Source organism: Pseudomonas sp. 2hn (assembly GCF_019646095.1).
In the GTDB taxonomy this organism is placed as follows: Bacteria; Pseudomonadota; Gammaproteobacteria; order Pseudomonadales; family Pseudomonadaceae; genus Aquipseudomonas; species Aquipseudomonas peradeniyensis.
The window spans coordinates 4,348,541-4,363,910 of the sequence record NZ_CP081016.1; the positions used below are offsets into that span (position 1 = coordinate 4,348,541).

A 15,370-nucleotide genomic window follows, 5' to 3' on the forward strand; every position below is an offset into this window, starting at 1 on the left:
AATCGTAAATCATCGATGCCAGCGGAAACCCTGTGGGAGCGGGTTCACCCGCGAACAAGGGCGAAGCCCTTGCCATGCACCGCGGTGTCTTCTTCGCGGGTAAACCCGCTCCCACAGGTCATGCGACCAACCTGCGGATCGGGCCAGGCCCTTATCAGTCAAACGGGGCGACCTTGGTCGCCCCGTTCGGGTTGTTGCTTCGGTTATTCCTGAGGTGCCTCTTCGGCGCCTGCGTTGTCCTCGTCCACCGCATCGAGCGGGGCGCCCTCCTCGTCCGTCTCGACCAGGTCGTCGAGTTCTTCCTCGGATGGCTCCTGGACACGCTCCAGGCCTACCAGCGTTTCGTCGGTGGCCAGCTTGATCAGCGTCACACCCTGGGTGTTACGGCTCAGGCTGGACACTTCGCCGACCCGCGTACGCACCAGGGTGCCCTGGTCGGAAATCAGCATGATCTCCTCGCCTTCCTGCACCTGGATGGCGCCGATCAGCAAGCCGTTGCGCCCCTTGGTACCCATGGCGATCACGCCCTGGCCACCACGGCCGCGACGCGGGAACTTGGACAGCGGGGTGCGCTTGCCGAAGCCACGCTCGGAGGCGGTGAGGATCTGCGCGCCGGACTCGGGAATCAGCATGGAGATGATCTGCTGGCCCTTGCCCAGCTTCATGCCGCGCACGCCACGGGCGGTACGACCCATTTCGCGCACCACGCTCTCGGCGAAGCGAATCACCTTGCCGGCGTCGGAGAACATCATGACTTCCTTGGCGCCGTCGGTGATGGCCGCGGCGATCAGGGTGTCACCTTCCTTGAGCTTCAGGGCGATCAGGCCGTTGGAGCGCGGACGGGCGAATTGCACCAGCGGGGTCTTCTTCACGGTGCCGGAGGCGGTGGCCATGAAGATGTAGGCGCCAGTCGGTTCGGCGACCCACTCAGGGGTGTCGCCGTCTTCCTCGTCGATCTCTTCGACTTCCACCAGCTCGCCTTCGATCACGCTGTCGTCGCTGTCTTCCAGCTCCTCGTCGGGATCTGCGTGCTGTTGCAACGCCTCCAGGTCGACCTGCAGCATGGCGGTGATGCGCTCACCCTCCTCCAGCGGCAGCAGGTTGACCAGCGGACGACCGCGGGCGGCGCGGGAGGCCTCGGGGATTTCGTAGGTTTTCTTCCAGTACACCTTGCCCTTGCTGGAGAACAGCAGAAGGGTGGCGTGGCTGTTGGCGACCAGCAGGTGCTCGATGTAGTCCTCGTCCTTGACGCCGGTCGCCGACTTGCCCTTGCCGCCGCGGCGCTGGGCCTGGTAGGCGGACAATGGCTGGGTCTTGGCGTAACCACCGTGGGAGATGGTCACCACGCGCACTTCTTCCGGGATCATGTCGCCGTAGTTGAGGTCGTGGCTGGCGTTGAGGATCTCGGTGCGGCGGGCATCGCCGTACTCGGCACGGATCGCTTCGAGTTCTTCGCGGATCACTTCCATCAGGCGCTCGGCGCTGCTGAGGATGCGGATCAGCTCGCCGATCTGCTCGAGGATCTCCTGGTACTCGGCCAGCAGCTTCTCGTGCTCCAGGCCGGTCAGGCGGTGCAGGCGCAGCTCGAGGATGGCCTGGGCCTGCTCCGGCGACAGGTAGTACTTGCCTTCACGCAGGCCGTACTGTTCCGGCAGGTCTTCCGGACGGCAGGACTCGGCGCCGGCGCGCTCGACCATGACCTGCACGGCGCTGGATTCCCAGGCGGTGCTGATCAGAGCTTCCTTGGCTTCGGACGGGGTCGGCGAAGCCTTGATCAGGGCGATGACCGGGTCGATGTTGGACAGCGCGACCGCCTGGCCTTCAAGGATGTGGCCACGCTCGCGGGCCTTGCGCAGCTCGAACACGGTGCGGCGGGTAACCACTTCGCGACGGTGGCGAACGAACGCCTCGAGCAGGTCCTTGAGGTTCAGCAGGCGCGGGCGACCGTCGATCAGGGCGACGATGTTGATGCCGAACACGCTCTGCAGCTGGGTCTGCTGGTAGAGGTTGTTGAGCACCACCTCCGGCACCTCGCCGCGGCGCAGCTCGATGACGATGCGCATGCCGTCCTTGTCGGACTCGTCGCGCAGCTCGGTGATGCCTTCGATCTTCTTCTCTTTGACCAGCTCGGCGATCTTCTCGATCAGACGCGCCTTGTTCAGCTGGTACGGCAGCTCGGTGACGACGATCTGCTGGCGGCCACCGACCTTGTCGATGTCCTCGATCTCGGAACGGGCACGCATATAGATGCGGCCACGGCCGGTGCGATAGGCCTCGATGATGCCCTGGCGACCGTTGATCAGGCCGGCGGTAGGGAAGTCCGGACCCGGGATGAACTGCATCAGTTCATCGACCGTGATGTCGGAGTTGTCGATCAGCGCCAGGCAGCCATCGATCACTTCGCCGAGGTTGTGCGGCGGGATGTTGGTGGCCATGCCCACGGCGATACCGCTGGAACCGTTGACCAGCAGGTTGGGGATCTTGGTCGGCATGACCGCTGGGATCTGCTCGGTGCCGTCGTAGTTGGGCACCCAGTCGACGGTTTCCTTGTGCAGGTCGGCCAGCAGCTCGTGGGCCAGCTTGGCCATGCGCACTTCGGTGTATCGCATGGCCGCGGCGTTGTCGCCGTCCACCGAACCGAAGTTGCCCTGGCCATCGACCAGCAGGTAGCGCAGCGAGAAGGGCTGGGCCATGCGCACGATGGTGTCGTACACGGCGGTGTCGCCGTGCGGGTGGTACTTACCGATCACGTCACCGACCACACGGGCGGATTTCTTGTACGGCTTGTTCCAGTCGTTGCCCAGTTCGCTCATCGCATACAGAACGCGGCGATGCACGGGCTTCAAGCCGTCACGCGCATCGGGCAGCGCTCGCCCGACAATAACGCTCATCGCGTAGTCGAGGTAAGACTGTCTCAGTTCGTCTTCGATATTGACCGGGAGGATTTCTTTGGCCAGTTCGCCCATGAGAAGCCTGATTCCTTTTTCTGGTGAAACTTCGCCTGATCCCTCGAAGGACGAACGAAGCTCGCCGCCGCAGCGCATATAGGGTGCGACGACTTACGACAAATCAATGAGTTGTGCCATGGATCTGCGCAATGAAGGCCACCGCAAAGAGCAGCCTTGGAAACTGCCGGATGGTATCACAAACACGGGACGCATGGGAGATGTGGCAGGTTGCCTTGCCGCGCCATCCAAACGGGTGAAAAAACGCCTCAATGGAGGCGTTTGCGGCACATCAACTGGGCGATTTTCGCCGTGTCCGGGCGCTCGACCACGCCCTTCTCGGTGACGATCACGTCGATCAGGTCCGCCGGGGTGACATCGACCACCGGGTTGTAGGCCTCGACGTCGGCCGTCACCTGGATGCCCGCCACTTCCAGCAGCTCTTCTTCGCCGCGGGTCTCCAGCGGGATATCCTCGCCGGTGGCCAGGTTCAGGTCGATGCTGGTGCTCGGCGCCACCACCATGAAGCGCAGACCGTGGTGCATGGCGTTCACCGCCATCTGGTAGGTGCCGATCTTCGCCGCCACGTCGCCATTGGCGGCGATGCAGTCGGCACCGACCACCACCCAGGTGATGCCCTTGGTCTTCATCAGGTGACCCATGGCCGCGTCGGCGACCACGGTCACCGGCACGCCGTCGGCGGCCAGCTCCCAGGCGGTCAGGCGCGAGCCCTGCAGCCAGGGCCGCGACTCGCAGGCATAGACCTGCTCGACCATGCCTTCCAGGGTGGCGGCACGAATCACCCCCAGGGCGGTGCCGAAGCCGCCGGTGGCCAGGGCGCCGGCGTTGCCATGGGTGAGCAGGGCCTGCTCGCTGCCCTGATGGCGGCGGATCTGCTCGACGCCGAACTGGGCCATGGTCAGGTTGGCCTCGCGATCGCTTTCGTGGATGGCCACCGCCTCGGCTTCCATTACCGCCAGCACGTCCTCGCCGGGACGCAGGCGCTGCAAGCGCTCGCGCATGCGGTTGAGCGCCCAGAACAGGTTGGCCGGGGTCGGACGCGCCTCGCCCAGCAGCATGAAGTCCTCTTCGAGAGACTCCTCCCAACCGTCGCCCTCGGCCAGCCGCTGGCGCAATGCCAGCACCAGGCCATAGGCGGCGCAAATACCGATCGCCGGGGCACCGCGCACGGCCATGTCACTGATCGCCTCGGCCACCTCGGCTGCCTCGGTGCAAGCCAGCCAGCACTGCTCCAGCGGCAGCAGGCGCTGGTCGAGCAGATACAGCACGCCGTCGCGCCATTCGATGCCCGTCACCGTCTCCGCCGCCATCAGTTGCTCGCGCATCGCCTCTCCCCGTCGCCCTGGCATCAAAAGCCGGCGATTATAGCGACCCTCAGCCGCGGACGCTCGGGTATACTGCGCGTTTAGTCGAACCGACCCAGGTATATGCCGCGCATGCCCACCGCCACTCCCCTCCTCGACCTGCTGCTTGTGCCGGACTGGCTGGTCCCCGTGGAGCCGGCCGGCGTGGTGCTCGAAGGCCATGCGCTGGGCGTGCTGGACGGCCGGATCGCCTGGCTCGGCCCCCGCGAGCGGGCGCCCCGGGCCCGGGAAGTACGCGAATTGCCCGACTGCGTGCTGACGCCCGGGCTGGTCAACGCCCACGGCCACGCCGCCATGACCCTGTTCCGCGGCCTGGCCGACGACCTGCCGCTGATGACCTGGCTGCAGGAGCACATCTGGCCGGCCGAGGGCCGCTGGGTGGACGAAGCCTTCGTGCGTGACGGCACAGACCTTGCCATCGCCGAGCAACTCAAGGGCGGCATCACCTGCTTCGCCGACATGTACTTCTTCCCCCGCGAGGCCTGCGACCGCGTGCACCACAGCGGTATCCGCGCGCAGATCGCCGTGCCATTGCTGGACTTCCCGATCCCCGGCGCGCGCACCCCGGACGAGGGCCTGCACCTGGCCATCGAGCTGTTCGGCGACCTGCGCCACCACCCGCGCATTACCGTCGCGCTTGGCCCGCACGCGCCGTACACGGTCAGTGATACGAACCTGGAGAAGATCCGGGTGATCGCCGACCAGCTCGACGCACCGCTGCACATGCATATCCACGAGACCGCCGGCGAAGTCGAGCAGGCGCTCAAGGACAACGGTGAGCGCCCACTGGCCCGCCTCGCCCGCCTGGGCCTGCTGGGGCCGAACCTGCAGGCGGTGCACATGACCCAGGTCAGCGACGAGGATCTGGCCCTGCTGGTAGAAAGCAACACCAGCGTGGTCCACTGCCCCGAGTCCAACCTCAAGCTGGCCAGCGGCTTCTGCCCGGTGGAGCGCCTGTGGCAGGCCGGAGTGAACGTGGCGGTGGGCACCGACGGCGCCGCCAGCAACAACGACCTCGACCTGCTCGGCGAAACCCGTACCGCCGCGCTGCTGGCCAAGGCCGTCGCCGGCTCGGCCACCGCCCTGGACGCCCACCGGGCGCTACGCATGGCCACGCTCAACGGCGCCCGGGCGCTGGGCCTGGAGGCGACGACCGGCTCGCTCGAGGTGGGCAAGGCCGCCGACCTGGTCGCCTTCGACCTGTCGGGGCTGGCGCAGCAGCCGGTGCACGACCCGGTCTCGCAACTGATCTACGCCACCGGCCGCGAGTGCGTGAAGGACGTCTGGGTCGCCGGCCACGCCCTGGTGCTGGACCGCCGCCTGACGCGAATGGACGAGCAGGCCCTGGCCGCCAATGCCCGCGCCTGGGGAGCCCGCATCGGCGGGCGCAACGAATAACCGGGCGCCAGCCACGGCTGGCGCCCCGTGACACTTTCATAGAAGCTTCAGAGGACTGTTCAGATGAGCAACGTCGACCACGCCGAAATCGCCAAGTTCGAAGCCCTGGCCCACCGCTGGTGGGACCGCGAGAGCGAATTCAAGCCACTGCACGACATCAACCCGCTGCGGGTCAACTGGATCGACGAGCGCGTCGCCCTTGCCGGCAAGAAGGTGCTGGACGTCGGCTGCGGCGGCGGCATCCTCAGCGAGGCGATGGCCCAGCGCGGCGCCACCGTGACCGGCATCGACATGGGCGAGGCGCCGCTGGCGGTGGCCCAGCTGCACCAGCTGGAGTCCGGCGTGGCGGTGGAGTACCGGCAGATCACCGCCGAAGCCCTGGCCGAGGAGATGCCCGAGCAGTTCGACGTGGTCACCTGCCTGGAGATGCTCGAGCATGTGCCCGATCCTTCCTCGGTGATCCGCGCCTGCTACCGCATGGTCAAGCCGGGCGGCCAGGTGTTCTTCTCGACCATCAACCGCAACCCCAAGGCCTACCTGCTGGCGATCATCGGCGCCGAGTACATCCTCAAGATGCTGCCGCGCGGCACCCATGACTTCAAGAAGTTCATCCGCCCCTCCGAGCTGGGCGCCTGGAGCCGGGCCGCGGGCCTCGAGGTCAAGGACATCATCGGCCTGACCTACAACCCGCTGACCAAGCACTACAAGCTGAACAACGACGTCGACGTCAACTACATGATCCAGACCCTGCGCGAGGAATGAGCATGCGCCTGCGAGCAGTACTCTTCGACATGGACGGCACCCTGCTGGACACGGCGCCGGATTTCATCGCCATCTGCCAGGCGATGCTCGCTGACCGCGGCCTGCCGGCCATCGACGACGAGCGCATCCGCGAAGTGATCTCCGGCGGTGCCCGCGCCATGGTCGCCGCGACCTTCGCCATGGACCCCGAGGCCGACGGCTTCGAGGCCCTGCGCCTGGAATTCCTCGAGCGCTACCAGCGCGACTGCGCGGTGCACAGCAAGCTGTTCGACGGCATGCCGGAACTGCTGGCCGACATCGAGAAAGGCAACCTGCTGTGGGGCGTGGTCACCAACAAGCCGGTGCGCTTCGCCGAGCCGATCATGCAGCGCCTGGGCCTGGCCGAGCGCTCGGCCCTGCTGATCTGCCCGGACCACGTGAAGAACAGCAAGCCCGACCCCGAGCCCTTGATCCTGGCGTGCAAGACCCTGGACCTGGACCCGGCCAGCGTGCTGTTCGTCGGCGACGACCTGCGCGACATCGAGTCCGGCCGCGACGCCGGCACCCGCACCGCGGCAGTGCGCTACGGCTATATTCATCCAGAGGACAACCCCAACAACTGGGGCGCCGACGTGGTGGTGGACCACCCGCTGGAACTGCGCAAGGTGATCGACAGCGCGCTGTGCGGCTGCTGAAGAACCAACAGTCATAGACGCCCGTGGGAGCGGGCTTGCCCCGCGAGGCTGCCCGCCCAGGCAATGATGGTGTCCGCCCTGACGCCATCGCGGGGCAAGCCCGCTCCCACGGCACTATGCCATCAACAGGGAACCCGTTATGTTCGACTACACCGCCCGCCCCGACCTGCTCAAGGGCCGGATCATCCTGGTCACCGGCGCCGGCCGCGGCATCGGTGCCGCCGCCGCCAAGGCCTATGCCGCCCTGGGCGCCACCGTGCTGCTGCTGGGCAAGACCGAGGCCAACCTCAACGAGGTCTACGACCAGATCGAGGCCGCCGGCCACCCGCAGCCGGTGGTGATCCCGTTCAACCTGGAAACCGCCCTGCCCCACCAGTACGACGAACTGGCGGTGATGATCGAGGAGCAGTTCGGCCGCCTCGACGGCCTGCTCAACAACGCCTCGATCATCGGCCCGCGCACGCCGCTGGAGCAACTGTCGGGCGACAACTTCATGCGCGTGATGCACATCAACGTCGACGCCACCTTCATGCTGACCAGCACCCTGCTGCCACTGCTGAAACTGTCGGAGGACGCCTCGGTGGTGTTCACTTCCAGCAGCGTCGGGCGCAAGGGTCGGGCTTACTGGGGCGCCTATGGTGTGTCGAAGTTCGCCACCGAGGGGCTGATGCAGACCCTCGCTGACGAGCTGGAAGGCGTGGCGCCGGTGCGCTCGAACAGCATCAACCCGGGCGCCACGCGCACGGCGATGCGCGCCCAGGCCTACCCGAGCGAAAACCCGCAGAACAACCCGCTGCCCGAGGACATCATGCCGGTGTACCTGTATCTGATGGGGCCGGACAGCAAGGATGTGAACGGGCAGGCGTTGAACGCGCAGTAAAAACCATCGCGAGGCAAGTCGCATCGGCGAACCGCCGCTCCCACATATGCTGCACGACAACTGTAGGAGCGGCCTTGTGCCGCGATAGGGCTGCGCAGCAGCCCCAGGATTTCAGCGTTGAGCAGTAATGGCTGGGGCTGCTGTGCAGCCCTATCGCGGCACAAGGCCGCTCCTACAGCGGACGTGCAAGTTCATTGAGTGTGCGGTTTGCCGGCAAATAGGCCTGCAAATCCAACAACTATCCTCAACCCGCCGCCAACGCCGGACGCATACGCCCCGGCTGGCGCCCCTCGAGCTGCATGCAACGCTCCAGGAACAGGAACATGCAGTCGTAGCTCTTGCAGATCGCCCGACGCAGCTCGGTGCGCAGCCCCAGCGTCGGGCTCTCGCCCGCCAGGGTGCAGATGATCTCAAGCGCCTCCCACGGATGCGCGTCATCGTACTGCGCATGCATCTTCAGCCACTTCATGGCGCGCTTGCGGGTGTCCTCGGGGAAGCCCTGGGCATAGGTGTCCTCGGCGCAGACCACCGCCGACCACTCACCGGTAGCACCCTCGATGGCGTAGTTGGTGGCTGCCATGGCGATGGCCAGCGACTCGGTGGCGCATACCCGCCAGCACCAGTCGTTGAGGCCGTTGAGTTCCGGCGGCACCTCCTGGGACTGCAGCTCGTGCAGGTGGATACCGTGCGCCTGGCACCAGTGCACCCAGTAGTCGGCATGGTTGAGCTCGACCCGGATGTTGCGCATCAGCCAGCGGCGCGCCATGTCTTCGCCGGGGTGCCGGGCGTAGCGGGTCTTGGTGAGGTTGTGGGCCATGTAGAGGGAGAACTGCTCGACCACCGGCCAGCCGCCGATCAGGTACTGGCGGATGGTCGACTGCTTCAGCTGGCCATCGCGCAGTCGCTGGTAGAACTCATGCTCCACCACCCGGCGCTTGCTTTCGCGGCAATCCTCTATCAGTTGTTGGGCCCACTGCGGATAACTGGCCGGATCCATCAATGGTCCGATCCTTACGAACGCGTCGATCACTGTCAGCTCCTTGATTCCCTGTGATTTCCGGGCGTTGTTCAGCGAAAGGTCCCCGGCGCCCGGTGCAGAAGGGGCCTCGCGGCAATCCGTTGGCGCTGCAGGCTGTCGCAGGTGAAGACCTGCGGGCGTTCGATGAGGTATCCCTGGGCGTAGTCCACGCCGATCTCCTGCAAAGCCTGCTCGATCAGCGGCGTCTCGACGAACTCGGCAATGGTCCGCTTGCCCATGACGTGGCCGATGTGATTGATCACTTCGACCATCGCCCGGTTGATCGGGTCATCGAGCATGTCCTTGACGAAACTTCCGTCGATCTTCAGGAAGTCTACAGGCAAATGCTTCAAATAGGCGAATGACGACATTCCGGCGCAGAAGTCGTCGAGGGAGAATTTGCAGCCCAGTCCTTTCAATTCATTGATGAATCGGATCGCGCTGCCCAGATTGGCGATGGCGCTGGTTTCAGTAATTTCAAAACAGATCAGCCGTGGCGGGATGTCGAATTCGCCGAACAACCGCTGCAGGTACTCGAGGAACTTGTCATCGCCGATGCTCGAACCCGATAAATTGATGGCGCACATCGCCAAAGGCCCCTCCCGGCCCTCGTCCAGGCACTGGCGGATCACCTGGAACACGCTGCGCACCACCCAGCGGTCGAGCGCGGTCATCAGGCCATAGCGCTCCGCTGCAGGAATGAAGCTGTCGGGCAGGATGGTGCGCCCGCTTTCGTCGTGCAGACGTAGGAGGATCTCGATATGCCCGGGACCCTCGTGGGGGTGCAGGGGCGCGATCTCCTGGGCATAGAGGCAGAAGCGGTTCTCTTCCAGCGCCACGTGCAATCGCTGGATCCAGGCCATCTCACCAAAGCGCATGGACAGCTCGCTGTCGTCGGCGTGATACACCTGGACCCGGTTGCGGCCCTTCTCCTTGGCCATGTAGCAGGCCATGTCCGCCGCGCGCAACGATGCCTCCAGGGTGCTGGGCACCTGGGCGATGTGTACCAGGCCGAGGCTGACCGTGGTCACGAAGGGGCGCCCCTTCCACACGAAATGCAGGCTCTGCACGGCCTGGCGCAACTGCTCGGCAATCCGCTCGGCCTGCTCCGGCGGGCAGTTCTCCAGAAGCACGCCGAACTCGTCGCCACCCAGGCGCGCCAGGGTGTCGCCCTCGCGCAGGCCCGACTGCAGCACCGCGCAGATATGCCGCAGCAACTCGTCGCCGGCGGCATGGCCGCAGGTATCGTTGACCAGCTTGAACTGGTCGAGGTCGAGGAACATCAGCGAATGGCGCCCAGCCTGGCGGGCCAGGCCGTTGAGCGCCTGCTCCAGGCGATATTCGAACTCCCGGCGGTTGGCCAGCCCGGTCAGGGCGTCATGGGTCGCCTGCCAAGACAGGTTGGCGATGTACTGGCGCTCCTGGGTCATGTCGTGCAGCACCACGACGATGCCACTGACCTGCCCTTCGGTGAGGATGGGCGAGCCCACCAGGTTGACCGACACCGTGCTGCCGTCCAGGCGCTGGATCAGCCGGGCATGCTCGGCGCCGCCCTTGAGGCTGCCGCTGAGCACTTGCTCGACCAGCGTCAGACTGTCGCCCTCGGCGTTCTCGTCGACCAGGCTGAACAGAGCGGCCAGCGGCAAGCCCTGGGCCTGCACCGCCTGCCAGTGGGTCAACTGCTCGGCGGCCGGGTTCATGTAGCTGATGCAACCGTCGACATCGGCGGTGATCACTGCATCGCCGATCGACTCAAGGGTGATCTGCGCCCGCTCCTTCTCCTCCTGCAACGCACTGGCAAACGCCTGCCGCTGGGCCAGCAGCTTGCTCGAACGGCGCCAGGCCATGGCGATCAGGAACAGCGCGGTGGCCAGGTTGGTGAGCATCAGCACCTTGAGCAACATCCGCGAGCCTTCGCCCAGGGCATCGCTGAAGGCCTTGGCGGCGGGGGTCACACCGTCATTGATGGCGACGATGCGCGCCTTCCAGTTGGCCACCTGGTGCGGGTCGATCACGCCGCTGGCGAAGCCTTCGCGCATCTGCTGGGCCAGCACGTCGAGCTGGTTCAGGTAATCGTCACCGATGTCCCAGTAATCGATGGCGGTTTCCATATAGCTGATATGACGGAAGTTGCGGTAGAACCAGATGATCCGGGCGACGTCCTCGGGATGGTTGCCGCCCTGCAGCACACCCTGGCGCGCTGCTTCCAAGTCCGGTTCAGGTCGGTCCAGGGCCAGGCGCAGGTTGTGGTCGCCCTGGGGCACCAGGATCGCCCGGCGGTAGCGGGCGTAGGTCAGCGGATCGCGGTCGTCGGCATAGAGGTTAAGGTAATAGATGGCGTCCTTCTGTGCCTTGGACCACAGGCTCTCGCCCGCCACGTAGGCGCGCACGGCGGACAATGCATAAAGGCTCAGACTGCCCAGCAGTACCTGGAAAACCACAACCGCGACGAAGGGCCAGATGATGCCCAGCAGCCTTGGCGCTTCGAGAGTCCGATTTCCCTTCATGTAGTCCCTGTCATGGCGGCAGATAAGGCACGAATCGACCTAGACAAGCACAGCGTAGGCCATTTGCCATGCCTGTGACGTGGTTTTTGATGACAGGGAATAGGTGGTGAAGCCCTGTAGGAGCGGCCTTGTGCCGCGAAAGGGCTGCGCAGCAGCCCCACAAGATCGCCGGGGGCCGCTCTGCGGCCCTTTCGCGGCACAAGGCCGCTCCTACACGGACGTAGGTGGCTCAGGTTTGTTGCAGATGGCCGTAGAGTTTGGCGTACAGGCCGCCCTCGGCGATCAGCTGCTGGTGGCCGCCGTCCTCGGCCACATGGCCGCCGTCGAACACCAGCACACGGTCAGCCTGCTTCACTGCCGACAGGCGGTGGGCGATGATCAGCGTGGTGCGGCCACTGAGGAACCGCGCCAGGGCCTGGTGCAGGTTGTACTCGGTGGCGGCGTCCAGCGCCGAGGTGGCCTCGTCGAGGATGACCACCTTTGGCTCGGCCAGCACCATGCGGGCGATCGCCAGGCGCTGGCGCTGGCCGCCGGACAGGCGCACGCCGGAGCGCCCGACGATGCTGTCCAGACCCTGGGGCAGCGCGGCGATGGTGGCGTCCAGCTGGGCGATGCGCAGCGCCTGCCAGCAGGCATCGTCACTGCAATCGCGGCCCATGGTCAGGTTGGCGCGCACGCTGTCGTTGAACAGCGACGGGTGCTGCAGCACTACCGCGACGTTCTCGCGCAGGGTCTCCAGGCCGATCTCCTGCAGGCTGGCGCCGCCGAAGCGGATGGTCCCGGCCTGGGCGCTGTACAACCCCAACAGCAACTGCACCAGGGTACTCTTGCCGCCGCCGCTGGCGCCGACGATGGCCACCTTCTCGCCCGGGGCGATGGCCAGGTTCAGCTGGTCGAGCACCGGCTCGTCGGCGTAGGCGAAGCGCAGGTCGCGCACCTCGATGCCGACCGTGTCGCGCCCGGCGAACGGGTCGCTGGCCGCCGGGTACTGCGGCTCGTCGGCCCGCGCCAGCAGCTCGTTCAACCGGCTCAGCGCGCCGCCGGCGGCGTAGTAGGCATATTGCAGGTTCAGCAACTGCTCCACCGGGCCGATCATGAACCACAGGTAGCTGAACACCGCCAGCATCTGGCCGATCGACAGGTCGGAGAACAGCACGGTGAGCATCGCCGCGGCGCGGAAGATATCGATGCCGAACTGGAACAACAGGCCGCTGGCCCGGCCACTGGCGTCGCTCTTCCACTGCGAGGCCACCGCGTAGTCGCGCACCTCGCGGGCACGCAGACCCAGGCGACCGAGGAAGTAGCCCTGGCGGTTGCCGGCACGGATCTCCTGGATCGCATCGAGGGTCTCGGTCAGCGCCTGGGTGAAGCGCGCGGTGCTGTCGTTCTCGAGTTTCTTCAGGTGCTTGACGCGCTTGCCCAACTGCACGGTAAAGAAGATCACCAGCGGGTTGAACAGCAGGATCAGCAGCGCCAGCTGCCAGTGCATCCAGATCAGGATGGCGGCGGTGCCGGTCAGCGTAAGCATGGCCACCAGGAAGCGGCTCAGGGTTTCGCCGACGAACTTGTCGAGGGTGTCCAGGTCGGTGACCAGATGGGTGGTCACGGTACCGCTGCCCAGGCTTTCGTATTCCTTGAGCGAAATACGCTTGAGCCGCTCGATCAGGCGGATACGCAGGCGGTAGACGATGTCCTTGGCCAGACCGGCGAACAGCTTGGCCTGGACCACGTTGAACGCCAGCGCCGCCAGACGCAGGCCCAAGGTGGCGCAGAGCATCAGGCCGATATAGCCCGCGGCCACCTGCCAGCCCGCGGGCAGGAAGTTGTTCATCCATTTCAGGGCGGCGTCGCCATGGCCCAGCAGCACTTCGTCCACCAGCAGCGGCAGCAGCAAGGGAATGGGCACGCTGCACAGGGCGGCGAGCACGGCCACCAGATTGGCGGTCCACAAAGCCTTCTTGTGGTGCAGGGCCAGGCGGCGGATTTCCGCCCAGCTCAGGCGATCGGGCACAGCGGGGGACTTCCCTGGCACAGGGTCTGGCGACCCTGGCAGGTCAAGCACAGGCGGCCTGCTGCAGCCAGCGGCCGAGCAGCGGCTGCAGGCTGTCCAGCGACTGGTAGCCGTTGGTCAGCAACGCCAGCTGGCCATTGCGCTCGGCCAGCAGCGTGGGAAAACCGGCGATGCCCAGGTCCTGTACCCAGGCGAAGTCGGCGCTGGTGGCGGCGCGGGTATCGGTACTGGTGAAGCGCTGCGAGAACGACTCGCGGTCAAAACCGGCCTGTTCGGCCAGCTCCACCAGCTGCGGGGCGCGGGTGACATCCAGCCCCTGCTCGTAGAACGAGCGCTGGATCAGCTTGAGCAGCGTCCAGGCCCGTTCATCGTCCAGCTCACGCGCCGCAACCAATGCGCGGCACGCAGGCTCGGTGTCGTAGACGAAGCCGTCGGGCATCGCGCCGTCGAAACGGAACGGCTGCCCGGTGGCGTCATGCACCGCCTGCCAGTGCTCGAGGATGTACTTGCGGGTCGAGGTATCCAGGGCGCTGCCGCCGCTGCGCAGGCCACCGGGCACCAGGCGGGTGACGACACCCGCCTCACGCGCCTGGGCGATCAGCGCCTCGGCCACCGGGGCGAAACCCCAGCACCAGGAACACATCGGGTCCATCACATAGAGCAGGCGTGCGGACATGCATCAAGCCTCGGCTTTGTAGTTGTAGCCGATCGGGTGTGGCTGGTTGCGCGCCTTGGCCAGTTCGATCTGCTTCTGGCGGTCGATGGCGCTGCGCCGGGTCTTCTCGCTCAGGCTGTCCCAGCAATGCGGGCAGCTCACGCCTGGCGAATAGTGCTCCGACTCCCGGTCCTTCACGTCGATCGGGTGGCGGCAGGCATGGCACTGGTCGTACTCGCCCTCGCTCAGGTCGTGACGCACGGTGACCCGATTGTCGAAGACGAAGCAGTCGCCGTCCCAGAGGCTTTCTTCCTGGGCTACTTCCTCGAAGTATTTCAGGATGCCGCCCTTAAGATGATAGACGGCTTCGAAGCCCTCACCGAGCATGTAGCTGGAGGCCTTCTCGCAACGGATGCCACCGGTGCAGAACATGGCGACCTTCTTGTGCTTGCTCGGGTCGAAGTTGGCCTTGATGTAGTCGGGAAACTCGCGGAAGGTCTCGGTCTTCGGGTCGATGGCGCCCTTGAAGGTGCCGATGGCCACTTCGTAGTCGTTGCGGGTGTCGATCAGCAGCACTTCCGGGTCGCTGATCAAGGCGTTCCAGTCTTTCGGATCGACGTAGGTGCCGACTGCCTTGTTCGGGTCAACGCCCGGCACGCCGAGGGTGACGATCTCTTTCTTGAGCTTGACCTTGGTGCGGTAGAACGGCTGCTCGTCGCAGTAAGACTCTTTATGGTCGACATCCACCAGGCGTGGGTCGTTGCGCAGCCAGGCCAGCAGCGCGTCGATGCCTTCACGGGTGGCCGAGACGGTGCCGTTGATGCCTTCGTTGGCCAGCAGTAGGGTGCCTTTGACGCCGTTGTCTGCCATGGCCTTGAGCAGCGGCTCGCGCAGTTCGACGTAGTCTTCCAGGGTGACGAACTTGTACAGCGCCGCCACGACGATCGGTTGGGTCATTGCGTTGAATCTCCAGGTGGTCACCCTCGTAAGGGGCGGACCGGAATGACAAATGCAATCATGGCGACGCCATCGCGGGGCAAGCCCGCTCCCACGCTGCGCTCAGTGGCTGGCGTGGGAGCGGGCTTGCCCCGCGATGGCGTCGACAGGATGTCTGTGAGGCGTGCAGTCTACCAGA

The 15,370-nt window shown here is 65.7% G+C and carries 11 protein-coding genes; 4 read left to right on the forward strand and 7 right to left on the reverse strand.

Annotated features, from left to right (window positions below; all coding sequences use genetic code 11):
- Window positions 1-203 precede the first annotated feature (203 nt).
- On the reverse strand, window positions 204-2,966 hold the full coding sequence (gyrA, locus tag K2O50_RS19680; protein WP_050704610.1) for a DNA gyrase subunit A: 2,763 nt from the start codon (window positions 2,964-2,966) through the stop codon (window positions 204-206).
- Between the two features lie 248 nt (window positions 2,967-3,214).
- On the reverse strand, window positions 3,215-4,291 hold the full coding sequence (gene mtnA / locus K2O50_RS19685; protein WP_050704609.1) for an S-methyl-5-thioribose-1-phosphate isomerase: 1,077 nt from the start codon (window positions 4,289-4,291) through the stop codon (window positions 3,215-3,217).
- Between the two features lie 111 nt (window positions 4,292-4,402).
- Between mtnA and K2O50_RS19690 the strand changes: the two genes are divergently transcribed.
- The 4 genes from K2O50_RS19690 (at window position 4,403) to K2O50_RS19705 (ending at window position 8,044) form a co-directional block, all read left to right on the forward strand.
- Window positions 4,403-5,728, forward strand: a complete 1,326-nt coding sequence (locus K2O50_RS19690) for a TRZ/ATZ family hydrolase (protein WP_050704608.1) — start codon at window positions 4,403-4,405, stop codon at window positions 5,726-5,728.
- A gap of 63 nt (window positions 5,729-5,791) precedes the next feature.
- A complete protein-coding gene (gene ubiG, locus K2O50_RS19695) occupies window positions 5,792-6,490 on the forward strand; it encodes a bifunctional 2-polyprenyl-6-hydroxyphenol methylase/3-demethylubiquinol 3-O-methyltransferase UbiG (RefSeq protein WP_050704607.1) in 699 nt (232 codons plus the stop codon).
- A 2-nt stretch (window positions 6,491-6,492) separates the two neighbouring features.
- The gene (gene mupP, locus K2O50_RS19700; RefSeq protein ID WP_050704606.1) at window positions 6,493-7,164 is read left to right on the forward strand and encodes an N-acetylmuramic acid 6-phosphate phosphatase MupP; all 672 of its coding nucleotides are present in this window, start codon (window positions 6,493-6,495) and stop codon (window positions 7,162-7,164) included.
- A gap of 139 nt (window positions 7,165-7,303) precedes the next feature.
- Window positions 7,304-8,044 (forward strand): YciK family oxidoreductase, encoded by a 741-nt coding sequence (locus tag K2O50_RS19705; protein WP_050704605.1) that lies wholly within the window; start codon window positions 7,304-7,306, stop codon window positions 8,042-8,044.
- 244 nt (window positions 8,045-8,288) lie between these two features.
- On the opposite strand, the gene K2O50_RS19710 is transcribed toward K2O50_RS19705, so the two are convergent.
- The 5 genes from K2O50_RS19710 to K2O50_RS19730 all read right to left on the reverse strand — a co-directional run bounded on the left by K2O50_RS19710 (window position 8,289) and on the right by K2O50_RS19730 (window position 15,192).
- Entirely contained in the window at window positions 8,289-9,074 is a 786-nt protein-coding gene (locus K2O50_RS19710; protein ID WP_050704604.1) for a TenA family transcriptional regulator, read from the reverse strand.
- A 38-nt stretch (window positions 9,075-9,112) separates the two neighbouring features.
- On the reverse strand, window positions 9,113-11,569 hold the full coding sequence (locus K2O50_RS19715) for an EAL domain-containing protein (RefSeq protein WP_050704603.1): 2,457 nt from the start codon (window positions 11,567-11,569) through the stop codon (window positions 9,113-9,115).
- Between the two features lie 229 nt (window positions 11,570-11,798).
- Window positions 11,799-13,631, reverse strand: a complete 1,833-nt coding sequence (locus tag K2O50_RS19720; protein ID WP_050704602.1) for an ABC transporter ATP-binding protein — start codon at window positions 13,629-13,631, stop codon at window positions 11,799-11,801.
- The gene (locus K2O50_RS19725; RefSeq protein ID WP_050704601.1) at window positions 13,624-14,256 is read right to left on the reverse strand and encodes a DsbA family protein; all 633 of its coding nucleotides are present in this window, start codon (window positions 14,254-14,256) and stop codon (window positions 13,624-13,626) included. The genes K2O50_RS19720 and K2O50_RS19725 overlap by 8 nt, the downstream gene beginning before the upstream one ends.
- 3 nt (window positions 14,257-14,259) lie before the next feature.
- On the reverse strand, window positions 14,260-15,192 hold the full coding sequence (locus tag K2O50_RS19730; RefSeq protein ID WP_050704600.1) for a rhodanese-related sulfurtransferase: 933 nt from the start codon (window positions 15,190-15,192) through the stop codon (window positions 14,260-14,262).
- Window positions 15,193-15,370: the final 178 nt, after the last annotated feature.